The organism is Paenarthrobacter aurescens (assembly GCF_041549525.1).
Taxonomy (GTDB): Bacteria; Actinomycetota; Actinomycetes; order Actinomycetales; family Micrococcaceae; genus Arthrobacter; species Arthrobacter aurescens.
This window is the reverse complement of the sequence record NZ_CP157456.1, coordinates 2,119,464-2,146,420: the sequence shown is the minus strand read 5'-3', so window position 1 is coordinate 2,146,420 and position 26,957 is coordinate 2,119,464. Positions and strand designations below refer to the sequence as shown.

Genomic DNA, 26,957 nt, shown 5'->3' with positions numbered 1-26,957 from the left:
GCATGCCCTACAAGAGTTTTATGCCCCGGCTGTCCCGGCTGGGGCCCGGGGTGGTCCTGAGCATCGCCGCAACCGGCCTTGCTTTCGCCATCCACGCCGTTTTTCCGGCGATTCCAGCCATGACGCTTGCTGTTGCCCTGGGCCTGCTCTCAGCAAATATACCGGGCACCGCTGTTCTCACCGCGGGGCGCGCCCGGCCGGGCCTGGACTTCGCCGGAAAGCACCTCATGCGTGCCGGAATCGTACTGCTGGGCCTCAAGGTCAGCCTTGGTGATGTCCTTGGCCTGGGGTGGCTGTCCCTGCTGCTGATCACCGGCGTCGTCCTGGTCAGCTTCGTTGGGACGTATGGCCTGGCGCGTCTTCTGCGCCTGCCCGGGGAGGCAGCCCTCCTGATCGCCACCGGCTTTTCCATCTGCGGCGCTTCGGCCATTGGGGCCATGGCAGCGGTGCGGAGGATCAAGCATCAGGACACAGTGCTCCCAGTGGCTCTGGTAACGCTCTGTGGCACGCTTGCCATCGGCGTGCTGCCACTGCTCATGCACCCGCTGAACCTTAGTGCCGAACGATTCGGTGCCTGGACAGGCGCATCAGTACATGACGTTGGTCAAGTGGTGGCCACGGCGCAAACCGCAGGTACCTCGGCACTGGCGATCGCCGTCGTCGTCAAATTGACGCGCGTAGTCCTGCTGGCCCCCATCGCGGCCACCGCCGGGGTGCACCAACGGATCATCCATGTGCGCAGACGGAGCAATGGCGATGACAATGAACACCAGGACAGCGACGGGCGCTTCCCGCCGATTGTCCCGCTGTTTGTGGTTGGATTCCTCGCCATGGTGGCACTGCGTTCACTGGACTGGGTGCCTGGGACAGGACTGGAAATCGCGGCGGCGGTCCAGGACATCCTCCTGGCAACGGCGCTGTTCGGACTGGGTTCGGCGGTACGGGTGCGCACTCTCATTCACACGGGAGGGTGCGCCGTTTTGGTGGCTCTGGGCTCGTGGCTGCTCATCGCATCGTTGGGTCTGGGTGCCGCGTGGATCATGATTAGATAGCTGTGTGTCGAATCACAATCTCTCGCGCGACGAAGCCGCAACCCGTTCAGCCCTGATTACAACCCACAGCTATGACGTCACCCTCGATGTCCGCGACGCGGCAGATCCCGCAGTCGCCGGTTACCCGAGTACCAGTACCATCACCTTCTCAGCCACGCCGGGCTCGGCCACCTTCCTGGACTTCATCAGCGGTGGCATGCAATCGGTAGTGCTGAACGGCCGGGAGCTGGACCTCGCGTCAGTGGTTGACCGGGACAGGATCATCCTGGAAGGCCTCGCGGCCGAGAACACCGTGACGGTAACCGGGACGGCCCTGTACAGCCGCTCCGGTGAGGGCATGCACCGCTTTGTGGACCCCGCGGATGGCCAGTGCTACCTCTATACCCAGTACGAACCCGCGGACAGTCGCCGTGTCTTCGCCAACTTTGAGCAGCCGGACCTCAAAGCTGAATTCACCTTCCACGTGATAGCCCCTGCCGGGTGGGAGGTCGCGTCCAACGCAGTGGAGGAGGCGCGCACGCCGGTAGCGGACCACCCGGCCGCCGCCTTGTGGGACTTCGCCCCTACCAAGCCCATGTCCACCTACATCACCACAGTGCTTGCCGGCCCCTACTTCAAGGCCACCGATCACTGGGGAGCAACGCTCGACGACGGCACCAGGCTTGAGGTGCCACTGGCACTTTACTGCCGCGCATCTTTGGCAGACTCCTTCGATGCGGTGGAGCTGTTCCGGTTGACGAAGAACGGACTGAAGTTCTTCAACGAACTCTTCGACTACCCCTACCCCTGGGGCAAATACGATCAGGCGTTTGTGCCCGAGTACAACCTCGGTGCCATGGAAAACCCCGGGCTGGTGACATTCACTGAGAAGTACGTTTACGCCTCCCGCGCTACCGATGCCCAGTACCAGGGGCGCGCCAATACCCTCATGCATGAGATGGCCCACATGTGGTTCGGGGACCTGGTGACCATGAACTGGTGGGACGATCTTTGGCTTAAGGAATCATTCGCGGACTACATGGGAACCCTGGGCGTGGACCGGGCTACGTCCTGGGACACGGCGTGGGTGAATTTCGCCAGCAAGCGCAAAGCCTGGGCCTATGTGCAGGACCAGTTGCCCACTACTCACCCCATCGTGGCGGACATCCCGGACCTTGAAGCCGCCAAGCAGAACTTTGACGGCATCACCTACGCCAAAGGTGCTTCGGTTCTGAAACAGCTGGTGGCCTACGTCGGGTTTGATGCTTTCATCGCAGGGTCCCGGCAGTATTTCCGGGATCACGAATTCGGTAATACTTCCCTCCAGGACCTCCTCCAAGCCCTCAGCGCTGCCTCCGGCAGGGACCTTGCAGACTGGGCACGCCAGTGGCTGCAAACATCCGGTATCTCCACGGTTGCGGCCGAGATCGCAGACGATCAGGGAGTCATGGGTGCCGTGACTCTCCAACAAGAAGCCATGGATCCCCTGACCGGCCACCAGGAACTTCGCCCGCATCGTATGCGGCTGGGCCTGTACGAACCGGACTCAACCGGTGCCCTGGTGAGGATGGACAGCCTGGACGTGGAGGTTGCCGGTCCGAGCACACTGGTCACCGCCCTGCAGGGGAAGCGCCGGCCAGCGCTGCTGCTGGTCAATGATGAGGACCTGAGCTACGTCAAAGTGCGGCTGGACAGCGAGTCCGAGCACACAGTACGGACGTCGCTGAACAGGATTACCGATCCCATGGCACGCGCTCTTTGCTGGACTGCGCTCTGGGACTCGGCCAGGGATGGCGTCACTCCAGCGGCACGTTACGTATCCGCCGTCGAGCAGTTTGCACCCTCGGAAACCGGCATAGGTGTCCTCCTGAACGTACTGGGAAATGCTGCCGTTGCCATTGAACGCTATGTTCCCGCTGCCACGCGTGAAGGCGTGCGCAAAGACTTCCTTGCCGTTGCCGCCGAGCAGCTCACAGCTGCTGCTCCCGGCTCGGACCAGCAACTCGCGTGGGCCAGGACAGTGGCGGAGGTTTCCCGGCACGGTGAGAGCCAGTTGGAACTTGTGAAGGGAATCCTGGCACGCAGCATCGTGGTGGAAGGCCTCGCCGTGGACGCTGAACTGCGATGGAGCCTGTGGCAGGCGCTGGCAGCCCACGGGCAGGCAACGCAGGCTGAGCTGGACCGGGAGCTGCAGGCTGACACCACAGCATCCGGCAGGGAAGGCCACTGCCTTGCCTCCGCTGCCCTGCCCGAGGCTTGGGTCAAAGCGGCGGCCTGGGATTCGGCTGTGACCAGTACCGGCCTGTCCAATGAAATCCTCAGCGCAACCATAGCCGGGTTTGCTATTGCTCCCGCAGAACTCCTTGCGGAGTACATCGAGCCCTATTTTGAATGCCTTGATCGTGTCTGGTCCGAACGCAGCATTGAGATTGCGGGGCGGATTGTCAGGGGCCTCTTCCCGGGGGCCCAAGATCTCCCTGCCGGCGTGCAGCCTGCTGAGCACCCGGTGCTGCTGCGGGCAGACAGGTGGCTTCATGACCACGCTGACGCTCCCCGGGCCCTGCGCAGGATCGTCATTGAGCAACGAAGCCATCTGCTGCGGGCGTTGACTGCCCAAGCGGCAGGCTGACCGGGAGGCGCTTAGGGAACCCGGTTCAACCACTCCTCGGTGCCGAACTTCTCCTCCACACGCTTCCTGGCCTCGGCGAGTTCATCATCGGTAAGCCGGGATTCAACCGCCCCATAGCGTTCCATGAAAACGTCCTTCATGGCATCGATGATTGCCAGGCGCGCAAGACCCGTTTGTCGGCGCAATGGGTCCACCCGTTTCTTGGCGCTCCGTGTTCCCTTGTCGGATAGCTTTTCCTTGCCGATCCGCAGGACCTCCACCATCTTGTCGGCGTCGATGTCATAGCTCATGGTGACGTGATGGAGCATGCCGCCGTTGGCGAGCCGCTTCTGTGCCGCGCCACCGATCTTGCCTTGATCGGTGGCGATGTCGTTCAAGGGAACATAGAAGGCGGTAATACCCAGCTTTTCCAGGGCGGCCATCACCCAGGCATCCAGGAAGACGTAGGAGTCGGCGAAGCTGATGCCGTCCACCAGCGTCTGCGGCACGTACAGCGAATAGGTGATGCAGTTGCCGGCTTCCATGAACATGGCGCCGCCACCACTGATGCGACGCACCACGGTTATACCGTGACGTGTCACGCCGTCCGGATCCACCTCGTTGCGTACCGACTGAAAACTTCCGATCACCACGGAGGGTTCTTCCCAGTCCCAGAACCGCAGAGTGGGATTGCGCTGGCCTGCCGCCACTTCAGCAGTGAGTACCTCATCCAGGGCAACATTGACCTGGGTGGGCAACACGGTGGGAGGAATGACCTCCCATTGGTGGTCGGCCCACCCCGTGGCCTTGGACAGTGCTCGGCGGACCGCTACAGCCACCGCCTCGGCCGAGAAACCGAACAGTACGGCCTCTCCCGGCACTCCGGCGGTGACGGCCGCGGCAATGTCTGCCGCAGTTGAGTTTTCCGGCAGGCCTGTCAGCGCCCGGTTGATGTCCTCAAGGGCATCATCTGGCTCCAGGAAGAAATCGCCGCTGAGCGAAACGTCGGAGAATTTTCCGTCCACTATCTCCAAGTCCACCACCACGAGTTTGCCGCCCGGGACTTTATATTCGCCGTGAAGGCGGGTGGGGTCGTTGTGAGCATCGGGGGTTTGGGCCGGGTGGGAAGTCATGATGTCCATCTTGCCGGAAAACGCAAAGGCCCGCATTGCCGGAATCCGGCGATGCGGGCCTTCGAAAAGCCTTGGGGGTGAAGTGGTTACTTCTTGCCGCCGAAGCCCTTGAAGCGAGCGTTGAAGCGCTCGACGCGGCCAGCGGAGTCCATGATGCGCTGCTTGCCCGTGTAGAACGGGTGGGACTCCGAAGAGATTTCGACGTCGATAACCGGGTAGGTGTTTCCGTCTTCCCACTCGATGGTCTTCGAGGAAGACACGGTGGACTTGGTCAGGAACTGAGTACCGGAGGCCAGGTCGTTGAAAACAACAGCTTCGTACTTCGGGTGGATATCAGACTTCATAATGGGACCTTTTGTTCGCGCAACTGGATTTTGCCAGCTGCCAGGTATGAATGGAGGTGGTCCTTGGCTGCAATGTGAACATTCCAGCGGGCGGGCCAACAACCAATCATAGCGGAAAGGGCCATGCCAGACGAACCGGAGTCACTCCTGCGGCCGAAGCTCCCAAAACGCCACTGCCGAGGCGGCGGCGACATTAAGTGAGTCCACACCTGCACGCATGGGAATTTTCACCGCGAGGTCGACGGCGGCCAGCGTCTCCTCACTCATGCCGGCACCTTCGGTCCCCAGCACCAAGGCGAGTTTCGGGTAGTTTTTGGCGGCGAGTTCGTCCAGGTTCAACGCATCATCGGTCAGCTCCATGGCGGCCACCGTGAAGCCTTGCTCCTGCAGGCTTGCCAAGCCGGCGGGCCAGCTGTCCAAGCGCGCCCACGGTATTTGGAAGACCGTGCCCATGCTGACGCGGACGCTGCGCCTGTACAGCGGGTCGCCGCACCTGGGCGAGACGAGCACCGCGTCCACACCCAGCGCTGCAGCTGAGCGGAAGATGGCGCCCACGTTGGTGTGGTCCACGATGTCTTCCAGCACGGCGATTCTCCTGGCGTTGATCAAGAGGTCCGTGAGCGGGACAGGGGCAGGCCTGTGCATGGCAGCCATCGCTCCGCGATGCAGGTGGAAGCCGGTGATCTCTTCCAACAGCGAAGCTTTGCCGATGAATACGGGAACGTCAGGATGGGCCTTGAAGACGTCGTCCAGGTCCTCCAGCCACTTCTCCGCCAGGAAAAAGGAACGGGGCTGATGGCCGGCCGCAAGTGCCCTGCGGAGGACCTTGGAGGATTCGGCGATGTACATGCCTTCGCGTGGCTCGCGCAACTTCCTGAGGTGTACATCGGTGAGGGTGGTGTAGTCCGTCACCCGGGGGTCGTTGGCGGACTCAAGATAGTGGAACGTCACCGCTTGATTATTTCAGCAGGTTGGCGATCATGAAGCCAAGGGCCACGATGCCGAGCGCGAAAATGACGGCCCGCAGCACCTTGGGGGAAAGCTTCCGCCCTACTTTCGAACCGATGAGGCCACCGATGGTGGAGCTTACGGCAATGATGAGGACAAAGATCCACTCGATGCGGTCAAAGGCGAAAATCAGGTAGGAAACGGCGGCAATCATGTTGACGCCCAGCACCAGGATGTTCTTCATGGCATTCGCGTTTTGCATGGTTCCGGAGAGGAAGACGCCCAGGATTCCCACCAGGAGGATCCCCTGGGCTGCGACGAAGTAGCCTCCATAGACACCGGCAAGGTACACCAGGACCACCAGCAGGATGCCGTGGCTTCGATCTCGGATGGCATGCTCAGGGTTTTCTTCCCTGCTGCGCACCCACGCCTGAAGCTTGGGCTGGAACAGAACCATAAGAAGGGCCAGCACCAGCAGGATCGGGGCGACGTAGTGGAACACCTTCTCCGGCAGGTGCAGCAGGAGCCAGGCTCCGGTAATGCCGCCCAGCAAAGAGGCCGGCAACAGCTTCATCAGCTGCCTGCCGCGGCCGGCAAGTTCGCGCCGGTAGCCCCAGGCGCCGGCGGCGTTGCCCGCCACCAGGCCCATCGCATTGCTCATGGAGGCAACCACGGGCGTTACGCCAATGGCAATAAGTACCGGGAAGGTCACCAACGTGCCGGAGCCGACCACCGCATTGATGGTGCCGGCCCACAAGCCCGCGACAAAGACCAGGATGCTGCTAAGAATCTCCATAGTAAGTTACTGAACCCGTCTAGCGTCGGGCAGTAGCCGTGTAGCGGCCGGCGTTTTCCGAAACATCCAAGGCAAGGCCGAAGGTGTTGCTGAGGTGTTCGTCCGTCAGCACTTCCTTAATGGGACCTGCGGCCACCACACCGCCTTCGCGCAGGAGCATGGCGTGGGTGAATCCCGGCGGCACTTCCTCAAGGTGATGAGTGACAAGGACCATGGCAGGAGCTGCTTCGTCACTGGCGAGTTCGCCCAGCTTATGAACCAATTCTTCACGGCCACCCAAGTCGAGGCCTGCTGCGGGTTCATCGAGCAGCAGAAGCTCGGGGTCAGTCATCAGAGCACGGGCAATCTGGACGCGTTTGCGCTCACCCTCGGACAGGGTGGCAAAGGTGCGGTTCAGGAGGGGACCCATGCCCCAGTCGTTGAGCAAAGCGAAGGCGCGGCGTTCGTCGTCGCGCTCATAACCTTCGCGCCAACGCCCGGTGACGCCGTAGGCCGCGGTGACCACTACGTTAAGGACGTTCTCGTGTTCCGGAATCTGGGTGGCCAGTGCAGCCGAGGAGAGACCGATTCGGGGGCGGAGTTCAAAGACGTCAACGCGCCCCAGAGTCTCATCGAGGATTCCGGCCTTGCCGCTGCTGGGGTGCAGGCGGGCTGCGGCGATCTGGAGGAGGGTGGTCTTGCCGGCACCGTTGGGGCCCAGGATGACCCAGCGCTCACCTTCGTTGACTTCCCAGTCCACTTTGTCCAGCAGGGTTTTCTTGCCTCGGACAACGCTGACGGAAGCCAATTCCAGAACATCACTCATAGCAGTAGACACTAGGACAAAAAGCCACATGACTGATAACCGGGGTTTCTCCCGGTTTAGCCGCCGCAACGAATTCGGGCCCCTGCAGCACTCTCAGTAGGATTGAGGCCATGACTTCGAACTTGGCTGCAGTGAGCTACGGCGTGAATTTGTCCCCCGGATCACTGGAGCATGTACTTGACGTGCTGGCTGGCGCCGGGGCCTCGGTGTCATCGGAATCGCACGCCGGAGATGAGCGCTTCGGCGTGCACACTGCCGGTCTGCAGGTGAACGGAGACGCGGATCTGGCAACCATGAGGCGGCTGGTAGCAGACGCTGCGGAGGCCGGAATGGATACCGCTGTTGTGCCTGAGGCGTTGAGGCAGGCGCCCAGGAAGCTTTTGATCATGGATGTTGACTCCACCCTGATCCAGCAAGAGGTTATCGAACTGCTGGCAGCGCACGCAGGCAAGCGCGAAGAAGTGGCGGCGGTCACCGAAGCTGCGATGCGCGGCGAACTGGACTTTGCCCAGAGTCTGCATGCCCGCGTTGCCGTCCTCGCCGGCCTGCCGGAAGCTGTGGTCGAATCTGTTCGCCAGGAAGTTCGCCTCAGCCCGGGTGCCGCTGAATTGGTTGCGGCCTTCAAACAGGCCGGGCACGTGGTGGCGGTGGTGTCAGGAGGATTCAACCAGATTCTGGGTCCTATTGCTGATGACCTTGGCTTGGACTATTGGATCGCCAATGAGCTGGAAATCGTCGACGGCGCGTTGACCGGTAAGGTGCTGGGCGGGGTGATCGATCGGGCCGCCAAGGAGAAGTACTTGCGTCAGTGGGCTGCCGCGGAGGGCATCAGTCTGGACCACACCATCGCTGTGGGTGATGGTGCAAATGACCTGGACATGTTGAACGCCGCCGGAATAGGCGTCGCCTTCAACGCCAAGCCAGCTGTGCGCGCGGTAGCCGACGCTGTGATCACCATGCCGTATCTGGACGCCGTACGCCACATCGCCAACGTCTAGAGCTACAGCGTTGCTTGCCCGACGCACCATCTGATTGATGCCAAAGCACCGGCCGGGTTCCCCGCCGGTGCTTTGGCATCTCCGGGTGAAACAGTAAAGTCATTTTCGTGACGCAAGAATTGCATTTATTTATCCAACTGTCACCAATTTATTGGTTGAGTAGAATTCTTGCCACGGAAACATTAGTGCTTTGCCTTGCTGGCCGGAATCCTGTGTAAAGTGAAGGCTCCTATCATTAAATCCGCAGAGAAAGCGGCAGGCCGGTATGACCAATTGCGGGAGCAGAAAGTGATCCGTTCGGAGCGCACGTGGAAATGGTGGAAACGGGACTCCGCGTCCTACTCGCCGGTACACCACCCGGGCGGAATTGACGGGCATGAATCGTCGCTCCACGAGATTTTCCACCTCGATCAATACGACGACGACTCAACCCCGATTGCCACTTTCCCGGACACTGCCCATGACCCAACAGAACAGGAACAGCACGATATGAGCACACTGGATGAAGCCATCAAGCAACTGCTGGCAATCGAAGGGTCCACTGGCGCTGCCGTTGTGGACTACTCCAGCGGCATGGCACTGGCTCAGGGTGGAAACCCCGGCTTTGACCTCGGCGTTGCCGCTGCAGGAAACTCCAACGTGGTGAGCGCCAAGCTGCGTACCATGGCGGATCTGAGTCTTGACAGCGACATTGAGGACATCCTCATCACTTTGGGAACCCAGTACCACCTCATCAACGTACTGAACTCAAGCGGCTCCAAGGGTCTTTTCGTCTACCTTGTACTTGACCGGACCTATGCCAACCTTGCGTTGGCCCGGCACAAGCTCAAGAACCTTGCCAAGGGCATCACCATCTGATTCCCGGGGACATGGCACAGGGGCGGTGGCGCAAGATGCGCCACCGCCCCTTTTTTCACAGTTGCAAGCCTCACTGCTGCAAGCTGATGTGTCAGGTCCTCGCGCGCCTTGCCTCACTGCTGCCGGACTCGAACTTCACACCCATCATGTGGTGCACCAGGACGTCCTCATTGGTGTTGGCATTGGCTTCGATAGTGACGAGTTCGCCGTCCCGCATCACTCCTACCCTGTGGCACCAGCTGATCAGTTCGGACAAATCGGAGGACAGAAGAATAATGCCCACACCCGTCTGGCTGAGTTCTTTGAGCATCTGGTAGACGGCTTCCTTGGCCCCGATGTCAATGCCGCGGCTCGGGTGGCTAAGGATCAGGAGGTCGCAGCCTGTGGTTATCCACTTGGCCAGCTGTACTTTCTGGCGATCGCCGCCGGAAAGCGTACTGATATCTCCGTGGATGTTGGTGGTGCTGATGCGCATGCGCCGGACCACCTCGGCCACTCCGCGGAGGTGGGTAATCTCGTCCTGCAGATTTGGCTCTTTCCCGCCCGTGCTGTGCTGGAGGCCTTGCACAATGGTCCCTGATGCGGCGTGGTCATCTACGGCATCGGACAAGTAACCGATTTTCAGCGCCAAGGCATCCTGGGGCGTCTGTATCTCCACTTCCCGGCCGTGGAGGAGGATACGCCCGGAGGTGCTGCGCCGGACGCCGGCCAGGGCTTCCACGACGTCGTAGACACCTGAGCGATGCGTTCCAACCAGCCCGAAAACTTCCCCCTTGGCCACGCTGAAGCTCACGTCCCGGACCCTGTCTTCAGTGCTGAGGCCCACTACCCTCAGGAGTTCCCCACCATCCGCGGCGTCGCTGGGCCTGGCACCGCTCTCGAGTTCATGTTGGAGCAGGAGGAAAGCCAGTTCCTGGACATCAGTATGGCTGGCTTCGAGGATCTTATGCACCCGGCCTTCCCGGAGTACGGCTATGCGGTGGGCAATGGATCGGACCTCGTCCAGGCGGTGAGTGATATAGATGATGGCCCGTCCTTGTTTGACCAGCATTCGCAACACTCGATGGAGGACGGCTACGTCATGGTCCGGAAGTGAGGCTGCAACCTCGTCCATGATCACCAGTTGTGCTTCCTCGGCAACCATCCTGAGCACTTCCACCAGGGCCTGCTCAGCACGAATGAGCGATCCGACTTTTGCGTCCGGATCCAGGTTGATGCCAATGTCCCGGATCAGTTTGCCGGCTTGATCGCGGAGTTCCCCATGGGGTCGCTCAGCTTGGAACGTACCGCGGAAAATGGCGCGTGCAATGGTCAATTGGGGATCGATGCTGAAGTTCTGCGGGATCAGACCAACGCCGCAGGCTCGTGCTTCATCTGAGTTGTCCGGTGCGTACATCTCGCCCGCGAGGGTCATCAGCCCGGCGTCGTATCGATGCGAACCGGCCAATACGCCCATAAGAGTGGTTTTGCCCGCACCATTGGTTCCGATCAGACCCAGTATCTCGCCTCGTCCTACTGCAAGCCCGACGCCTTTAAGGATGCGGCGGTGGTCATACGAGGCATGAATATCATCTGCGTGCAATAACAGGTCCAAAGAAAGCTCCTAGTGCAAAGGGATAATAATCGCCCCTGTGAGTCCACCCAAAGCTTCAGCCTGGTATCCAAGGCGGCTGACGAGACATAAAAATTCCCACCCGCGTTGTGCGGCCACATAAACAGCGGACGAGGCGGCCTTTGAGAGTCAATCAGATGAAAACTGTTAATGCAAAATGGTAAAGCCGAAACAACAAATCCAATTTCGTGACGCGAAAATGCGAATAATTTATGGAATCGTCATTTGGAGCTGGCCCGTTAAAGCAGCAGTGGCCCGGGACGTATGTCCCGGGCCACTGCAGGAGCAGTATGCGAGGCTACTCGGACGTCTTATTGAAGTAGTCAGCGCCGCCCACGTATTCGGTGTGGCCGGATTCGACGTCGGCGGTCACCATCTTGGCAACTTCGGCCGCGAACTCCTCAACGGAGTACAACTTGCCGGCCTCTGCACGGCGGGCCTCGATGGCTCCCGGGTTGGAGCGGTCAAGCAAAGTAGCCGTCACGGTGCCCTCGATCATATCGCCGGACACAACCACCAGGGAGATGCCCTTTTCAGCGAGGTTCGGCAGGAGGGCGCGCAGGGCGTCCTCACCGGCGCGCTTGCTCTTCGCCACGGGCTCGTACTCGGGCATGGTGGGCACGGTCTCAACAAAGTGCGCCTGATGGCTGGTGACGAAGACCACCCGTGAACCCTCAGGCATGAGGGGCACTGCCGCGTTGAGCATGTTGACCTGGGCATCGCGGTTCAGCTTGAGTGCATACCCTTCCTCCATGCCGGATTCCATGCCGCCGGAGGCATTGAGTACCAGAATGTCGAGGGATCCGAACTCTTCCATGGCCGTGCTGGCCAGTGCGTGCACGCCTTCATCGGTGGTGAGGTCTGCGCCCACTGCAGCAGCACGTCCGCCTGCTGCCTGGATCCCGGCCACTACCTTATTGGCGCGAGGCGCCTTCTGCCGGTAGTTGACCACGACGGCGGCACCCTCGCCCGCGAGGATCTTGGCAACTTCCGCGCCGATTCCGCGGGAGGATCCCGTCACGATCGCGGTCTTGTCATCCAGCATTCCCATTCGTGCTCCTTTTGTTCACTTCATCCAAATTCCGTGGGCTCGGGTTCCATCATGCCAGCGGCACGCGGGAAATCCGTTGTAGCCCCCGAACAAAAACTGTTGCGCAGGCTAGTTGCCTAGTGGCCCATCCCCAAGCCGCCATCCACGGGAATAACGGCGCCGGAGATGTAGGCGGCCTCGTCGCTGGCGACCCAGCGCACCACATTTGCTACCTCGGAAGCTTCGGCGAAGCGTCCCGCAGGAACACTGGACAAGTACGTCTTCTGGACGTCCTGCGGCAGTTCAGCGGTCATGTCCGTGTTGATGAAGCCCGGGGCAACCACGTTGGCCGTGATCCCGCGACTTCCGAGTTCGCGCGTCAGCGACCGTGCGATGCCCACCATGCCGGCCTTGGAAGCGGAGTAGTTGATCTGGCCCGGAGCGCCGTACAGGCCGGAAACCGATGAGATGAGGACCACGCGGCCCTTGCGCAAACGGATCATGCCCTTCGAAGCCCGTTTGATGACGCGGAAGGCGCCGGTGAGGTTAGTGTCCAGGACAGAGGTGAAATCGTCCTCGCTCATACGCAACAGCAGTGTGTCCTTGGTGATGCCTGCGTTGGCAACCAGCACCTCCACCGGCCCGTGGGCTTCTTCCACCGTCTTGAACGCGGCGTCGATTGATGCTTCATCCGTGACGTCGGCCCTAACGCCCAGGATGCCCTCAGGCAGTTCTGATTCACTACGGTAGGTGACTGCAACTTTGTCCCCGTTGGCAAGGAACGATTCGGCGATCGCGAGGCCGATGCCCCGGTTGCCGCCGGTGATGAGGACGCTCCGGCCGGTGGATACTGCTTCAGACATGCTGTGGCTCCAGGTTCCGCGGCGTGATCGCGCCGCTATGAGGGAGGGATTTTGCTGTGTTGATCCTATCTGGCGGTGGCTCGAACCCGGGGGTAACCGCTCATCACCGCGGTTTGGGCGGGTAGGTCCTTGGTGAGAGAATTGGGGAAGGCCTTTGGAGCGTGATGATTCAGTTGTGACACGAGAAGACAGTCCCCTGCAGCAAGTGCCCGGGGAACCGGACGCTTTTTCCGGCGACCCCGAAGTCCACAGCATCACAGATGCCGCCGCTGCGCACTCCGAGGACATGCGTGACCGCATGATCAAGTACGCAGTGGCCATGGGTATCCGCATGGTCTGCATCATCCTGATCTTTGTAGTTGATGGTTGGTTCAAAATCATTGCCATTGCCGGTGCTGTGTTCCTGCCCTGGATTGCTGTGGTCATAGCCAACGGCAACGACAAAGCCGAGGAGCACAGTGACTCCTTGCTGGACTATGTGGCCGTCCCTGAATTGGAGCGCTCCCCTGAGCCGGAAGAAACCCCTGATGACACCCCTACGGTGCTTCAAGGCGAATTGGTGGATGATGACGAAACACCGGCCGACCCGGAACGCCCCGGCAAAGGCCATGTCAGCGATGCCGGACAATCCGGCGACGAACGGGCGGCTTCATGAGCATCTTTAACCTCGGCTCCACCGGTACGGGCGGAGACGGGTCCGGGCGCACCATGGGAGCGGCAACGTGCTCCCGCAAAGGGTGCCGCGCCGGCGCAGAGTGGCAGCTCCTGTGGAACAACCCAAAAATCCACACACCGGATCGCCGCAAAGTGTGGTTGTCGTGCGGAGAACACCGGGACTGGCTGGAGGACTACCTGCAGACCCGTGGCCTCTGGAAAGAAACAGTGCCGTTCACGGCCAGTGAAGCAACAGCGAATGAGGCCGGCTGAATGTACCGTTTTCTGTTCTCCAGCAAGTGGCTGGGGTACTTCGTGCTGGCTGTTATTTTCGCCACAGCCTGTGTCTTCCTGGGCCGCTGGCAGATGGACCGCAGAGCTGAGACGCTGGCGGAAATCAATCGTGTGGTGACCAACTACTCGGCCGCGCCCATCCCCTATGCGGACATCAAGGATCAGTTCAACGAGCTGGACCCTGAGCGTGAGTGGACGCAGGTCCAGTTGCGCGGCAGCTACGACGTCGACGGTCAGCGCGTTGTGCGCAACCGGCCACTGAACGGCCAGCCGGGCTACGACGTCGTGGTTCCTTTCAGGCTGTCTACGGGCGAAGCTGTAGTGATCGACCGCGGGTGGTTGCCCATTGGCAACAACACGCCAGGGCGGCCCGACGTTATTCCTGCCCCGCCGGCTGGCGAAGTGACGGTGGTGGCTCGTCTGAAGCCCGCCGAACCCAAGTTGGACCGTGGAGCGGTGGACGGTCAACTGGCCTCCATTGACCTCGCAAGTTTCGCAGGAGAACTCCCCTATCCAATCGCCACAGGTGCGTACGGACAGTTGGCCAGCGAAAGCCCTGCGGTGCAGCCCATGCCCACGCCCTTCCCCAAGCCAGCTACTGAAGAGGGCACGCACCTCTCCTACTCCCTGCAGTGGTTCGCCTTTGGCGTCCTGATGTTCATCGGGTTCGGATACGCGGCGCGGCAACAGGCCCGCAATGCAGCGATTGATGCCGAGGAAGAAGAGGACGAGCAGATTCTCGCCGCTGGAGGTACTCCCCCGAAGCGCGCTCCTGCCTCCCGTAAAAACAAGCGGCCCACGTCCGAAGAAGAGGAAGACGCGATTCTGGATGCACAAGGCTACTGATCCGGTTCACGATCCGGTGCTCAACGTGCGGTCCGCATTGACCGCCGCCGGCGCCGAGGACACCGTTCGGACCTTCGAGGACAAGGTCCCTACAGCGGCCGCCGCAGCATCGGCGTTGGGCTGCGATGTTGCGGCGATTACCAACAGCCTGATTTTCGAACTCGATGGCGAGCCACTGCTTATCCTCGCCAGCGGTGCGGCGAAAGTGGACACGGGGCTCGTGGCGGAGAAACTGGGGACCGGCAAAATCCGCCGCGCAAAACCCGACTTCGTGCTGGAACACACAGGCCAGGAAGTAGGCGGAGTAGCGCCAGTGGGCCACCCTCGAAAGATCAGGACGCTTCTGGACGTCTCACTCGTAGCGCACCCGGTCCTCTGGGCGGGTGCAGGAGATCACAACTCGATGTTCTCCATCAGCTACGAGGAACTAAAGACCATCACCGACGCCCAGGAACTCCAAGTCCGCTAGCTGCATCAGCCTGCGGGGGTGATCCAATCGCGAGCGAAGCGGCCCGCCAAGCGAGTCTTACGCCAGCGTGATGAGATCCAGGTAGTCCTCGTTCCAGTGGTCTTCAACGCCGTCCGGGAGCAACACAACGCGCTCCGGGTTCAGCGCTGACACGGCACCTTCGTCGTGGCTGACCATCACCACAGCGCCACTGTAATTCTTCAGTGCACCCAGGATCTCGGCACGGCTGGCGGGGTCCAGGTTGTTGGTGGGCTCATCCAGGAGCAGCACGTTGGCGCTGGAGGCCACAATGGTTGCCAAAGCCAAACGGGTCTTCTCACCGCCGGAAAGAACGCCGGCAGGCTTGTCCACGTCATCACCGGAGAAAAGGAATGAACCCAGGATGCCACGGACTTCGGCGTCCTTCATGTCCGGAGCCGAAGATCGCATATTTTCGAGGACCGTGCGTTCGACGTCGAGCGTTTCATGCTCCTGGGCGTAGTAGCCCACCTTGAGCCCGTGGCCGGGGATGATGTCTCCGGTGTCCGGTTTGTCTACCCCGGCGAGCATGCGCAGGAGGGTGGTCTTACCGGCACCGTTCAGGCCGAGAATAACCACTTTGGAGCCTCGGTCGATTGCCAGATCCACATCCGTGAAGATCTCCAAGGAACCGTAGGACTTGCTCAAACCCTCTGCAGTGAGCGGGGTCTTGCCGCAGGGTGAAGGGTCCGGGAAGCGCAGGGCGGCCACGCGGTCGTTCTCGCGCACAGCTTCCAAACCGCTCAGGAGGCGTTCAGCACGCTTGGCCATATTCTGGGCAGCCACGGCCTTGGTGGCCTTGGCGCGCATCTTGTTGGCTTGGTCGATGAGGACCTGGGCCTTCTTTTCTGCGTTGGCACGTTCGCGCTTCCGGGCGCGCTCATCCGTTTCGCGCTGGAGCAAATAGCGCTTCCAGTCCATGTTGTAGTAGTCGATCTGCGCACGGTTGGCGTCCAACAGGAACACCTTGTTGACCGTGGCTTCAAGCAAATCGGTATCGTGGCTGATGACGATCAGCCCACCCTGATGGTTCTTGAGGAAGTCCCGCAACCAGGTGATGGAATCGGCGTCGAGGTGGTTTGTGGGCTCGTCCAGCAGGAGGGTCTCGGCGTCGGAGTAGAGAATGCGCGCCAACTCAACGCGTCGGCGCTGGCCACCGGAAAGGGTCTTGAGGGGCTGGTTCAAAAGACGGTCCGGCAGGGCGAGGTTGGAGGAGATTGCTGCTGCTTCAGCTTCGGCTGCGTAGCCGCCGCCGGAGAGGAACTCAGCCTCCAAACGGTCATAGCGGTTCATGGCCTTGCGCTGGACTGCTGCGTCATCGCTGGCCATGTCCTCGTGGGCTTTCTTAAGCTTGCCCACCACTACATCCAGGCCCCTGGCCGAAAGGATGCGGTCGCGCGCGAGCTGTTCCATGTCAGGGGTGCGTGGATCCTGCGGCAGGTAGCCGATCTCACCACTGCGGGTGACCTTGCCGCCTGCTGGAAGACCTTCGCCTGCGAGGACCCGGGTAAGGGTGGTCTTGCCGGCGCCGTTACGTCCGACGAGCCCAATCTTGTCCCCTTTGTCCACCCTGAAGTTGACCTGGTCCATGAGCAGGCGTGCGCCGGCGCGGAGTTCAAGGTCCTGGACGGTAATCAATTCGGGTGATGCCTTTCAATGGGGAACGCTCGCGGGGACCGGTGGGTCCGATAAGTGCGGCGGGATCGGCTGTGAGAACAGCCTGTTCAAGTCTACCGGTAGAGAGGCCGAGGCCTGACATCGGCCAGTTAAACGGAAAACTGTGTCCACCTCCAAAGAATTCCCTGCCCGCGTTGTGGAAAGACTCCAAAATCCCGCCGGGGTTCCCTCCGTACTCTCGAAACAGGGGAAACAAAGAAAATTCATCGCATCGCTTTTCACCCGATAGGACCGTCATGAGCCAGATCAACTCTTCACCTTCCACTGACACGCCTCCGCGCACCCTGCCCTCAAGGAAACGCTGGACTGCCACCGACCTGGGCCTCATTGCAGTTTTCGCGGCTCTGGTGGCGGCCTCGGCGATCGTCCCGGGAATCCCCGTAGGTGCCCTTGGTGTTCCCATCACCTTGGTGACCCTGACAGTGATGCTCAGCGGCCTGGTGCTGGGCGCCGGGCGAGGGTTCGCCGCCGTCGGGCTTTATGTGTTGCTTGGCTTCGCCGGGCTGCCGATCTTCAGCGGCGGACGCAGCGGCTTGGGCATCCTTGCCACGCCCTCAGCCGGGTACATCATCGCGTTCCCGCTGGCGGCAGCCGCAACTGGCTACCTTGCAACTGTGGTCATCCGCAGGACGGTAAAGTTCCGTTCACTGTGGCTCTTCGCAGCCACCATGGTCAGCAGCATTGTGGTGGTCCACGCCTTGGGCGTGCTGGGCATGATGATCAATGCCAAGCTGGACTTCACCAAGGCCTTCCTCGCCGATCTCCCCTTTGTCCCCGGCGACATCATCAAGAACGTCCTGGCCGTGATCATCGCCATGGCAATCCACAAAGCCTTCCCGGATGTACTGGTACGCCGGGTCAAGTAAATCGGGAACAATCAGTTCATGAATGCCATCAGTTTCAGCAGGGTTTCGGTGCGGGTCGCAGTCGATGGCAGCGAGACCCCCAAAACCCTGCTGCACGATTTTTCCCTGGACCTCTCCGAACGCAGGATCGGCGTGATCGGTGCCAACGGCTCCGGGAAGTCCACGTTGCTGCGCCTCATCAATGGTTTGGTGGAACCAAGCGACGGCGCTGTAACAGTCCATGGCCTCAGCGCTGTTTCCGACGTCCGCCGGGTACGGGGCAATGTGGGTTTTGTCTTCACCGATCCCCTGTCCCAGCTGGTGATGCCTACCGGGCGCGAAGACGTTGAGCTGTCCTTGCGCCGCTCGGTAAAGAACTCCAGGGAGCGTGCCGCCAAAGCCGAAGCGGTCCTGGCCCGCTTCGGCCTGCTGCACTTGGCTGATCAAAGCATTTACGAACTGTCCGGTGGTGAACGGCAGTTGCTGGCTCTGGCCGCTGTTTTGGCCGTGGATCCCACAGTGTTGGTACTGGACGAACCGTCCACCCTGCTGGACCTCCGGAACCGCGAACTCCTGCGACGTACAGTGGCGGGCCTGGACCAACAGGTCATCATGTCCACTCATGACCTCGAACTGGCAATGGACATGGACCGGGTACTGGTGGTGGAGTCCGGACGCATCGTGTTCGACGGCTCGGCGGCTGAGGCCGTCGCCCGGTATCGCGCGCTTTGCGCCGCTCCCCTGCCTGGTGCCCGGCTGGGTGAGGCGAGCAGGTGAGAGGCCATGGGTTCCTGATCGCGAATTACGTCCGTGGGAATTCAATCGTCCACAGGACTCCCTTGTGGCTGAAGTTCCTGGTGGTAGCGGCCTGCGGAGCGGCGTCCTTCCTCATTGTGGACTGGGTGGTGTCGCTGCTGATTTTCGTCCTCATGTGCGTGCTGTTCATGCTCACGGGAGCCGGCTTTCGCCGGCTGCTGCGCGCCATCTGGTTGGTGGCACCCATCCTCGTGGTCATTGGACTCTTTCAATGGTGGCAACTCGGTGGGCCCACTGCGGCGCGGATCGTGCTGAACGTGCTGGTCTGTGTGGTGGCCGCGTCTGTATTGACCGCGACCACTCCCGTGCAGGACCTGCTGGACGGTGTGGTGGCTCTGGCAAAACCGTTCCGGCGTTTCGGGGCCGATCCCGAACGCTTCGCTTTGACCATCGCCGTCATGCTCAGGAGCATCCCGTTTATTGCCGGTGCATTCTCTGACGTGCGGGACTCAGTGCGGGCACGGGGACTTGAACGTAATCCGCGCGCACTGGTACTTCCGGTCTTCATCACCACTGTGGCCTATGCCCGTCAGACCGGTGACGCTTTGGCAGCCCGCGGACTGGGTGAGCCGGAGCGGGACTGATCCGAGATGGGAATTAAAGCCGTGAGTACTGCAGGAGGGCTGCGGTTCCCATGCCTCCAGCGCTGCTGATCATTGCCAATGCCAGCGGGTTCTCGCCCGCCGCTGTGTACCCGCTGCGTGCCTGAGCCAGCAGCCGGGTCACCAGCACAGCGCCGGAGGCTCCGTAGCCATGGCCCAAGGCAAGTGCTCCGCCCTCGAGGTTGGCTCTCTGAGGATCAATGCCCAGATACTCCAGGCATGCAATGGTCTGGGAAGCGAACGCCTCGTTGAACTCCACCAGATCAATCCCTGCCCCTGCCAGTTTGTGGCGATCCAGAACACGTTCCGCCGCATGAGCGGCCCCAATACCAAGGAGTTCCGGATCAACACCGGCGGTGTCGCACCCCAGCACCAGCAGACCGTCCATCGCGCCCAGGGCGCGGGCCCGTTTCAGCGACGTCACGACGACGGCGGACGCCGCGTCAGCGTCAAAGCAGGAGTTCGCTGCGGTCACTGAGCCACCGGCGACGAACGCCGGCGGGAACCTCGCCATGAGACCGGCGTGCAGTGAAGCCCTGGGGCCGTCGTCCGACTCCACCATTTTCTCCAGGCCCTGCAGCGGGACAGTTTCATCTGTAAAAACCCCACCTGCGGCGGCCTCGACCGCTCGTTGATGGCTCCGCAACGCGTACTCGTCCTGCCTTTGACGGGTGACGCCGAATTCCCGGGCGACGTTCTCGGCTGCAACACCCATGTCCGGGTCCCCGAACTGTGGAGGCACAAACGTGGCCCTGGAGTAGAAGTCGAGGCCGCCGTCGTCGTTTCTGTTGGCCCGGGCCGGCGCGGTACTGATGCTTTCAACGCCGCCGGCCAGAAACAGCGGATCACCGCCTGCCGCCACCAGCCGGGAGGCCAGGGCAATGGCGTCAAGGCCCGATCCGCACTGGCGGTCAACAGTGATGCCTGGAACGGTGATGGGCAGGCCAGCCAGAAGCGCGGCGAAGCGTGCCACGTTGCCGCCGCCGCCCACAGCGTTCCCCACCATGACATCCTCCACGTCCGCAGCGTTCACACCTGACGTGTCCACCAGGGAAGCCAGCACCGGTGCAAGAAGGTCCGGGGCGCGCAGATGCTTCAACTGACCATTTGCCCGGCAAATCGGAGTCCGCAGCGCGGCAATGATCACTGGCTGCCGTGACTCATCGGATTGACCGAATAACCCGGAACGGCTGCCCAGGCGTTTGCTGTTACCCAAGGACTTGTGCCCGGGGGTCATGGTTCTTGATCCAGTCCAGAAGCACTTTCCTGCTGACTTTGCCGCGGTCCGTCATGGGCAGTTCAGACAAAACGTAGTACTGCACCGGCCACTTGTCGCGAGCCAGCAAACCGTCCAAGCCCGTCCGGAGCTGGGTGGCAGTGACCGCGCCACATGAAGGAACGACGCCGGCGATCACCTTTTGGCCGCGAATCTCGTCCGGCGCTCCGGCAGCAACCGCAACGTCCACGCCCGGGATGGATGCGACGGCAAGCTCAACCTCGTGCGGGTAGACGTTCTTTCCCGAGGTGATGATCATGTCCGAGCGCCTGCCCAGGATATGAAGGGTTCCGTTTTCCAGAAAGCCTTGGTCGCCCACGGTGTACCAGCCGTCCACGCAACGCAAAGCCTGCCCGTCATCGCCCCACAGGTAGCCGTTGCTGACCATTCCACTGCGGACACTGATATTTCCGTGCTCACCGTCGGGAAGGGAACGTCCGGCATCATCAAGAATGTTCAGCTCAACCCCGGGAAAAGGCAATCCGATTCCGGTGCCACCGGCATCCAACGGTTCCCCGGCCGCCAACCGGGTGCCGGAAACAAAGCTCAATTCCGAGGCCCCGTAGTACTCGAAGATGGCCGCACGGGGAGCCCAGCGCCTGGCTGCCTCCAAGGTGCGGGCGTCCAATTTGGAACCGGCACAGATGATGCTCCGGATGCCGGAAGCATCGACGTCTCCGGCCAGTCCCCTCTCGCTGAGCAAACGCAACGTGGTGGGAGCCAGCACAAGACGGGTGATGCCGTCATGGCTGATGGCTGCATGGGCGTCGCCGACGTCGAAGGCTTCAAGGGTGTGGAATGCTGCGCCGGCATAGAGGCACTCTGAAAGGGCATAAAGGTTCAGGCTGGCCGACAACGGACCCGGTGCAAGGGTCCGGTCATCCTGTGAGAGCCCAAAAAACTCTATGGAAGCGTCGAAGGAAACCTGCCAGGAACGGCGGGACCTGGTGAAGGCTTTGGGCACGGACGTGGTCCCGGACGTGAGGCCGATCAGGAACGTGCTCGATGCGTCCCCGTCCGCCAGTTCGTTCTCTGCCGGCGTGGACGCTTGGAGGACGCGCGAGGAAACTTCTTCGATCATGGGGGCAGGCCATTCCGGGTCCAGGACGGCGCAGCGCCGCTCACCCGCGACAGCGGCCGCAAAACGTTCAATGAAGCGCACAGAGTTGGGCTCAGCCAAAACAGTGGTGGCAGGGGCGTCACCCACCAGGCCGGCCGCGGCGTCGCGGAGTCCGGCCCAGGTGAGCCGGTTGCTGCCCACCACCACGGCGGTGTGATGGGGGCGCTCCTCGGCCCAGAGCTGAAGTTTGTCCAGGAATGGCATCCCAGCAATTTTACGGCAGTGTCCGGCACCAGGCACCAAAAGTGACGTCTATTCTGACTGTATGAGTTTCAATGACGGCGCACAGCTTGATCCCTCCCAGGTGGAGGACCGACGCGGCAGCGGCATGGGCCGCGGGACAAAGATCGGCGGTGGTATCGGCGGCGGGATCGTGGTGCTGTTGCTGGCGCTCTTTGGTATCAATCCCAACATTCTTGGAGACCTGACGGGGCCCGGTAGCCAGCCACCCGGCGTCGGTGGCAGCCCGGCCGCCGGCGGTGTCCAGGAATGCCAAACCGGAGCCGACGCCGACAAACGCCTGGACTGCCGGATCACCGGAACTGTCAACAGCCTCAATGCATTCTGGCCCGACTACCTTGCGGACTACAACGTCCAGTACCCGCGGCCAAAGACGGTCATCTTCAGTGAGGCCACCAACACCGGATGCGGTGCGGCCACCAGTGCCGTAGGCCCCTTCTACTGCCCGGCAGACACTACGGCCTATTTTGACCCGGGCTTCTTCGATGAACTGGTAACCCGCTTTGGCTCCTCCGGCGGCCCTCTGGCTCAAGAGTATGTAGTGGCGCATGAATTCGGGCACCATGTCCAGAACATCCTGGGAAACCTGGACCAGGCCCAACAAGACCCGCAAGGCCCCCAATCCGGTGCAGTGCGGATTGAACTCCAGGCTGACTGCTATGCGGGACTCTGGGTACGCCACGCTACGACGCAAACCGATGCCAGCGGCAAACCATTCCTCGATCCCCTGACCCAGCAAGACCTGCAGGATGCGCTTTCCGCCGCTTCCGCGGTGGGAGATGACCGTATCCAGGAAGCAGCAACCGGCCGCGTCTCTCCTGAATCATGGACCCATGGTTCCAGCGAACAACGCCAGAAATGGTTCTACCAGGGCTACACCACAGGCGACATCAACAAGTGCGACACGTTCGGTGTGGCTGCGCCCTAGGCGATCCGTCGATCGGGAATCCCGGCCACGCGACCGACCGGCCCGGCTCTCCAACGAGTTCCGGGCCGGTTGGTGGAATCAGGCTCTCTGGGGGCCGTCCCTTACTTGCAGGTGACGTCTACACGGTAGGTGTAATCGCCCTCCCGATGGTCGGCCACAGTGACGGCGACTACGGCGCTGCTGCCCTTGATCTTTGCCAGGGATCCATCCGGGCCATACACCGCTCCAAGTCCGCAGCCGGGCTGGCTAGAGACCTTGATGTTGTGCGTGCCCTGCTCCGTCGCCTCAAAATGGGCTTCGTGATACGCCAGCACTGCCGGATTCCACTCAGAGAATTTGATGTTGTGCGCGCCGTTGGTATCAGTCCACTCAGCGGCATATCCATCCAGCGCTGTGCCGTTCTTGAAGAAGCGAACATCGATCTCGACAATCAAGGGGTTGCGGACCTTGAAGTTGTCAACCTTGCTGTATCGCGGGACAAAACACTGCTTGTTGCCCGGCGCCGTGCAGTCATACCTGTCCACCGGCGTAACCCACACTTTGTAGACTCCGCCGTTGTTTGGGGTATCAGCGAACGGGAAAAGCTGAATCGTTGCGCCGCCATCCTCTCCGTCCGTTCCCGTTGCATGCTCGCAGCCGCCGGCCGGTACGACGTCTTCGAAAACACCCGAACTGTTGACCGTGAGTTCGCGGCAGCTGATGTCATCGGTGGATAGCAGCGTTTTGCCGGAGGGATCGGTGACTTGGAAGTAGTAGTTTCCGGCGGGCAACCCTGCAGCATCGTCAGGAGCGTTGATGCCGGGTCCGCCGTTGAGATACACGTCCTCCTTGGAGTCATAGATGTTGAGATTTACGGGGACACCAGACCCGTTGGTGGTGAAGATGGCTCCTGAGAGCTGGGAACCCGCTGGGGGCGCGGCAGATGCAGGCGGGGCGAGCAGACCTGCAGTGACAATGGCAATAGCACTTGGTATTGCGAATTTCGCTTTCATGGGAGTGCCTCTGATCGACGAGTAGTTATTACAGCACCCGGACGCGCTCCCGCACGGCCACTCCCCAGCCAGTAGACGTTGCCACCCCCCTGGAGGCATTGCTCCAGGGATGCAGAAAACAGCGCCTCGGATAGCCGTATCCTACTCGGCGGCGGATTGTCACGGTAGGGCCTGAGTCGACGCGTTCAACCCTGCCCGGAAGAGCTTTGAATCAAAAAAGGAAGGGTTCCCGGCCATAAGCCCGGAACCCTTCCTTTTCCCGCCGAAGCGAGCGTAAAACTCCTAATCAGATGTTGAAGCCGAGGGCCCGCATCTGGTCCTTGCCGTCATCGGTGATCCGCTCAGGACCCCATGGCGGCATCCATACCCAGTTCAGGCGCCAGTCATCAACCACGCCGTCGAGGGACTTGCCCACCTGCTCTTCAAGCACGTCCGTCAGCGGGCAGGCCGCAGTGGTCAGTGTCATGTCGATCAGGAGCGCGCCGTCGTCGTCGGAGTACTTGAGTCCGTACAGGAGGCCCAAGTCCACTACATTGACGCCAAGTTCGGGGTCAATGACGTCCTTGAGCGCTTCCTCGACGTCCTCGAGGCTGGTTCGCGCCGCGTTGATTTCGGTCATGGAACGATCCTAACTAGGCCTGCACAGCAGGAGCAACGGCAACGCCGGCGCCTGGAGCGTAGCGGTCGTAGCCCTCTTCTTCAAGACGGTCGGCCAGCTCGGGGCCGCCCTCTTCAACAACCTTGCCGTCAACGAACACGTGAACGAAGTCCGGTTTGATGTAGCGCAGAATGCGGGTGTAGTGGGTGATGAGCAGCGTGCCCATGTTGCCCTCTTCGTGGGCGCGGTTGACGCCCTCGGAGACAACCTTCAACGCATCCACGTCAAGGCCGGAGTCAGTCTCGTCAAGAATGGCGAACTTCGGCTTGAAGAGCTCGAGCTGAAGGATTTCAACGCGCTTCTTCTCACCGCCGGAGAAACCTTCGTTGACATTGCGCTGGGCGAAGTCGGCGTCGATGCGAAGCTGCTGCATGGCAGCCTTGACGTCCTTGGTCCAGGTACGCAGGGCCGGTGCTTCGCCGTCGATTGCAGTCTTGGCGGTGCGCAGGAAGTTGGTCATGGTGACACCGGGAACCTCTACCGGGTACTGCATGGCCAGGAAGACGCCTGCACGGGCGCGCTCGTCGACGCTCATTTCCAGCACGTCTTCGCCGTCCAGCGTGATGGTTCCGCTGGTGACGTTGTAGCGCGGGTGTCCTGCGATGGTGGAAGCAAGGGTGGACTTGCCCGAACCGTTGGGGCCCATGATGGCGTGCGTTTCACCGGTCTTGATGGTGAGGCTGACGCCCTTCAGGATCTCCTTGGTGCCCTGTTCCGTCTCGATGCTGACGTGCAGGTCCTTGATTTCAAGAGTTGACATGCTCTTCTTTCTTTCGTTCGTAAGTCTGGCGGTACTGGGCGCTTAGTAGTTATCTACCGAGGCGCCGTTCACAACGTTGGTCACGTCCACGTAAACGTCGTCTCCGTCGATGGTGACGGCGAAAACAGGGACGGGGTCATAAGCAGGCAGCTGGAGGGGCTGTCCGCTGCGGAGGTCAAACTGGGAACCGTGTCCCCAGCATTCAATCGCGCAGCCTTCAACCTCACCCTCGGACAATGAGATGTCCGCGTGCGAGCAGGTATCGGCGATGGCGTGGATCTCGCCCATCGAGTCCTTGACGATGGCTACGGGGTAGTCATCAATCAGGACACGCAGCGCTTGCTTGACCTGGATGTCATTGGCGTTGCATACCAGTTCGCCCTTGGTTTCTTCACTCATTGTTTGCTCTGCCTGGCCTGTCTTAGTTGTCGGTCGCAGCGAGTTCGCGCTCAACAGCTGCGGTCAGGCGATCTTCGATTGCCGGGACCTTGATCTGCTGAATGATCTCGTTGAGGAAGCCTCGGACCACCAGACGGCGGGCTACCTTTTCCGGGATGCCGCGGGCCATGAGGTAGAACAGGTGCTCGTCATCGAAACGTCCGGTGGCGCTGGCGTGGCCCGCACCCTCAATCAAACCGGTTTCGATTTCAAGGTTGGGAACAGAGTCCGCGCGTGCACCGTCCGTGAGGACCAGGTTGCGGTTTGCCTCGTAGGTGTCCGTACCTTCTGCTTCCTTGCGGATCAGGACGTCGCCAACCCACACGCTGTGGGCGTTGCGGCCCTGAAGAGCACCCTTGTAGAGAACCCGCGACTTGCAGTTGGCCACTGCATGGTCAACAAACAGGCGCTGCTCAAGGTGCTGCCCGGCGTCTGCGAAGTACAGTCCAAACATTTCGACGTCGGCGCCCGGAGCCGTGAAGCGCGTGGACGGTGTGACACGAATGAGGTCGCCGCCAAGGCTGACCACGATGTGCTTGAATTTGGCATCGCGGCCGATCCTGGCCTGCTGCGATGACGCGTGAACTGCGTTGTCTGCCCATTCCTGCAAGGAGACGACGGTCAGTTCAGCACCGTCCTCCACAATGATCTCCACGTTCTGGGAAACCACTGCGGAGCCTTGGTGGTCCAGGACCACAACGGCCTTGGAGAAGCGTTCTGCCACAATCACGATGTGCTGGGCGGACGGAGCCTCTCCAGCGCCGGTGACCAGGACGGAAACTTCGCTCTCGGCCTGCAACTCAGCCGGTACGGTCACCACAGTGGCCTCGGTGAAGTTTTCCCACGCGTTGGCCGAAACGAGGTCCTCCGGGATGCCCGCCTGGCCAATGCGCTTGTCATCGCGGCCAACGGTTTCAACAACGACGCCGGCCGGTGCGGTAACGCTGACAGCCGGAGCTGCGCCGTTGAGGACATCCGTGTGGAGACCACGCAGTCGCTTCAGCGGCGTGAAGCGCCAATCTTCCTCAAGGCCGTTCAACGGCTTGAAGTCCGCCAGCTTGTACGAAGTCAAACGGCCCGCACGGGAGCTGTCCGGAACACCCTCGCCGCCACCGTGTGAGTGGCTCTTGGCCGAAGCCCCGGCGAGCGGACCAGCAGAAGGCTGCTCCGACGTCGTGCTGGTGTTCGTTCCGGTGTTGACGGGCGAAAGGTTCTCGCCTTCCTCGGTGAAGCCGTTGATAAACGGCTGGGCCGAGGGCGCGCCGATGCGCGCCTTTTCAGTAGTGATATCAGTCATT

27 protein-coding genes and 1 pseudogene are annotated in these 26,957 nt (G+C 61.3%); 12 read left to right on the top strand and 16 right to left on the bottom strand.

What is annotated here, in order from left to right; translation table 11 throughout:
• Positions 1-2: 2 nt before the first annotated feature.
• Both ABI796_RS09925 and pepN read left to right on the top strand, forming a co-directional pair.
• Positions 3-1,052 (top strand): YeiH family protein, encoded by a 1,050-nt coding sequence (locus ABI796_RS09925; RefSeq protein ID WP_141284046.1) that lies wholly within the window; start codon positions 3-5, stop codon positions 1,050-1,052.
• Between the two features lie 4 nt (positions 1,053-1,056).
• Positions 1,057-3,660, top strand: a complete 2,604-nt coding sequence (gene pepN / locus ABI796_RS09920) for an aminopeptidase N (RefSeq protein WP_141284048.1) — start codon at positions 1,057-1,059, stop codon at positions 3,658-3,660.
• Positions 3,661-3,671: 11 nt separating this feature from the next.
• Here pepN and ABI796_RS09915 read toward each other — a convergent pair whose 3' ends face one another.
• The 5 genes from ABI796_RS09915 to ABI796_RS09895 form a co-directional block, all read right to left on the bottom strand.
• Positions 3,672-4,772 carry a lipoyl protein ligase domain-containing protein gene (locus ABI796_RS09915; protein ID WP_373092894.1) on the bottom strand — a complete coding sequence of 367 codons (1,101 nt, stop codon included), beginning with the start codon at positions 4,770-4,772 and terminating at the stop codon, positions 3,672-3,674.
• A gap of 86 nt (positions 4,773-4,858) precedes the next feature.
• Positions 4,859-5,116 (bottom strand): type B 50S ribosomal protein L31, encoded by a 258-nt coding sequence (locus tag ABI796_RS09910; protein WP_017200906.1) that lies wholly within the window; start codon positions 5,114-5,116, stop codon positions 4,859-4,861.
• A gap of 141 nt (positions 5,117-5,257) precedes the next feature.
• A complete protein-coding gene (locus ABI796_RS09905; protein ID WP_141284052.1) occupies positions 5,258-6,067 on the bottom strand; it encodes a TrmH family RNA methyltransferase in 810 nt (269 codons plus the stop codon).
• Positions 6,068-6,074: 7 nt separating this feature from the next.
• Positions 6,075-6,860 (bottom strand): sulfite exporter TauE/SafE family protein, encoded by a 786-nt coding sequence (locus tag ABI796_RS09900; RefSeq protein WP_141284054.1) that lies wholly within the window; start codon positions 6,858-6,860, stop codon positions 6,075-6,077.
• 19 nt (positions 6,861-6,879) lie between these two features.
• The gene (locus tag ABI796_RS09895; RefSeq protein WP_141284056.1) at positions 6,880-7,665 is read right to left on the bottom strand and encodes an ABC transporter ATP-binding protein; all 786 of its coding nucleotides are present in this window, start codon (positions 7,663-7,665) and stop codon (positions 6,880-6,882) included.
• A gap of 110 nt (positions 7,666-7,775) precedes the next feature.
• Here ABI796_RS09895 and serB point away from each other — a divergent pair, with 110 nt between their 5' ends.
• Both serB and ABI796_RS09885 read left to right on the top strand, forming a co-directional pair.
• Entirely contained in the window at positions 7,776-8,663 is an 888-nt protein-coding gene (gene serB, locus ABI796_RS09890; protein ID WP_141284058.1) for a phosphoserine phosphatase SerB, read from the top strand.
• A 219-nt stretch (positions 8,664-8,882) separates the two neighbouring features.
• The gene (locus ABI796_RS09885; RefSeq protein ID WP_246095821.1) at positions 8,883-9,521 is read left to right on the top strand and encodes a hypothetical protein; all 639 of its coding nucleotides are present in this window, start codon (positions 8,883-8,885) and stop codon (positions 9,519-9,521) included.
• Between the two features lie 91 nt (positions 9,522-9,612).
• On the opposite strand, the gene ABI796_RS09880 is transcribed toward ABI796_RS09885, so the two are convergent.
• The 3 genes from ABI796_RS09880 to ABI796_RS09870 form a co-directional block, all read right to left on the bottom strand.
• The gene (locus tag ABI796_RS09880; RefSeq protein WP_246095822.1) at positions 9,613-11,103 is read right to left on the bottom strand and encodes a sugar ABC transporter ATP-binding protein; all 1,491 of its coding nucleotides are present in this window, start codon (positions 11,101-11,103) and stop codon (positions 9,613-9,615) included.
• 328 nt (positions 11,104-11,431) lie between these two features.
• On the bottom strand, positions 11,432-12,184 hold the full coding sequence (locus tag ABI796_RS09875) for an SDR family oxidoreductase (protein WP_141284062.1): 753 nt from the start codon (positions 12,182-12,184) through the stop codon (positions 11,432-11,434).
• 116 nt (positions 12,185-12,300) lie between these two features.
• A complete protein-coding gene (locus tag ABI796_RS09870; protein ID WP_141284064.1) occupies positions 12,301-13,026 on the bottom strand; it encodes a beta-ketoacyl-ACP reductase in 726 nt (241 codons plus the stop codon).
• Between the two features lie 154 nt (positions 13,027-13,180).
• Between ABI796_RS09870 and ABI796_RS09865 the strand changes: the two genes are divergently transcribed.
• Genes ABI796_RS09865 through ABI796_RS09850 form a run of 4 tightly spaced genes read left to right on the top strand, consistent with a single transcriptional unit; the run spans position 13,181 to position 15,289 of the window.
• Positions 13,181-13,681 (top strand): DUF3099 domain-containing protein, encoded by a 501-nt coding sequence (locus ABI796_RS09865; RefSeq protein ID WP_141284065.1) that lies wholly within the window; start codon positions 13,181-13,183, stop codon positions 13,679-13,681.
• Positions 13,678-13,953, top strand: a complete 276-nt coding sequence (locus tag ABI796_RS09860; protein WP_141284067.1) for a hypothetical protein — start codon at positions 13,678-13,680, stop codon at positions 13,951-13,953. The genes ABI796_RS09865 and ABI796_RS09860 overlap by 4 nt, the downstream gene beginning before the upstream one ends.
• Positions 13,954-14,820 (top strand): SURF1 family protein, encoded by an 867-nt coding sequence (locus ABI796_RS09855; RefSeq protein WP_141284069.1) that lies wholly within the window; start codon positions 13,954-13,956, stop codon positions 14,818-14,820. It abuts the gene before it with no gap.
• Positions 14,804-15,289, top strand: a complete 486-nt coding sequence (locus ABI796_RS09850) for a YbaK/EbsC family protein (RefSeq protein ID WP_141284071.1) — start codon at positions 14,804-14,806, stop codon at positions 15,287-15,289. The genes ABI796_RS09855 and ABI796_RS09850 overlap by 17 nt, the downstream gene beginning before the upstream one ends.
• Positions 15,290-15,346: 57 nt before the next feature.
• On the opposite strand, the gene ABI796_RS09845 is transcribed toward ABI796_RS09850, so the two are convergent.
• A complete protein-coding gene (locus ABI796_RS09845) occupies positions 15,347-16,945 on the bottom strand; it encodes an ABC-F family ATP-binding cassette domain-containing protein (protein WP_141284073.1) in 1,599 nt (532 codons plus the stop codon).
• A gap of 275 nt (positions 16,946-17,220) precedes the next feature.
• Here ABI796_RS09845 and ABI796_RS09840 point away from each other — a divergent pair, with 275 nt between their 5' ends.
• From ABI796_RS09840 to ABI796_RS09830, 3 genes and pseudogenes are all read left to right on the top strand, one after another.
• A complete protein-coding gene (locus tag ABI796_RS09840; RefSeq protein ID WP_141284075.1) occupies positions 17,221-17,850 on the top strand; it encodes a biotin transporter BioY in 630 nt (209 codons plus the stop codon).
• A gap of 99 nt (positions 17,851-17,949) precedes the next feature.
• Positions 17,950-18,606, top strand: a pseudogene (locus tag ABI796_RS09835) (energy-coupling factor ABC transporter ATP-binding protein); the annotation flags it as partial.
• Entirely contained in the window at positions 18,603-19,229 is a 627-nt protein-coding gene (locus ABI796_RS09830) for an energy-coupling factor transporter transmembrane protein EcfT (protein WP_141284079.1), read from the top strand. The pseudogene ABI796_RS09835 and the gene ABI796_RS09830, both read left to right, overlap by 4 nt.
• A gap of 13 nt (positions 19,230-19,242) precedes the next feature.
• Here ABI796_RS09830 and ABI796_RS09825 read toward each other — a convergent pair whose 3' ends face one another.
• Both ABI796_RS09825 and ABI796_RS09820 read right to left on the bottom strand, forming a co-directional pair.
• Positions 19,243-20,484, bottom strand: coding sequence for a thiolase family protein (locus tag ABI796_RS09825; RefSeq protein WP_141284081.1), 1,242 nt, complete (start codon positions 20,482-20,484; stop codon positions 19,243-19,245).
• A complete protein-coding gene (locus ABI796_RS09820) occupies positions 20,456-21,847 on the bottom strand; it encodes a class I adenylate-forming enzyme family protein (protein ID WP_141284083.1) in 1,392 nt (463 codons plus the stop codon). The genes ABI796_RS09825 and ABI796_RS09820 overlap by 29 nt, the downstream gene beginning before the upstream one ends.
• A 61-nt stretch (positions 21,848-21,908) precedes the next feature.
• Here ABI796_RS09820 and ABI796_RS09815 point away from each other — a divergent pair, with 61 nt between their 5' ends.
• Complete coding sequence (locus tag ABI796_RS09815) at positions 21,909-22,811, top strand: neutral zinc metallopeptidase (protein WP_141284085.1); 903 nt, start codon at positions 21,909-21,911, stop codon at positions 22,809-22,811.
• A 101-nt stretch (positions 22,812-22,912) separates the two neighbouring features.
• Here the strand turns inward: ABI796_RS09815 and ABI796_RS09810 are convergent, their stop codons facing one another.
• The 5 genes from ABI796_RS09810 to sufD all read right to left on the bottom strand — a co-directional run bounded on the left by ABI796_RS09810 (position 22,913) and on the right by sufD (position 26,956).
• Entirely contained in the window at positions 22,913-23,803 is an 891-nt protein-coding gene (locus ABI796_RS09810; RefSeq protein ID WP_141284087.1) for a hypothetical protein, read from the bottom strand.
• Positions 23,804-24,089: 286 nt separating this feature from the next.
• Positions 24,090-24,422, bottom strand: coding sequence for a metal-sulfur cluster assembly factor (locus tag ABI796_RS09805; RefSeq protein WP_141284089.1), 333 nt, complete (start codon positions 24,420-24,422; stop codon positions 24,090-24,092).
• Positions 24,423-24,435: 13 nt separating this feature from the next.
• Positions 24,436-25,221, bottom strand: coding sequence for a Fe-S cluster assembly ATPase SufC (gene sufC / locus ABI796_RS09800; protein WP_011774795.1), 786 nt, complete (start codon positions 25,219-25,221; stop codon positions 24,436-24,438).
• Between the two features lie 42 nt (positions 25,222-25,263).
• Positions 25,264-25,620: a non-heme iron oxygenase ferredoxin subunit gene (locus ABI796_RS09795; protein ID WP_141284091.1), complete on the bottom strand. Its 357-nt coding sequence runs from the start codon at positions 25,618-25,620 to the stop codon at positions 25,264-25,266.
• Between the two features lie 22 nt (positions 25,621-25,642).
• Positions 25,643-26,956, bottom strand: coding sequence for a Fe-S cluster assembly protein SufD (gene sufD / locus ABI796_RS09790; RefSeq protein ID WP_141284093.1), 1,314 nt, complete (start codon positions 26,954-26,956; stop codon positions 25,643-25,645).
• Position 26,957: the final 1 nt, after the last annotated feature.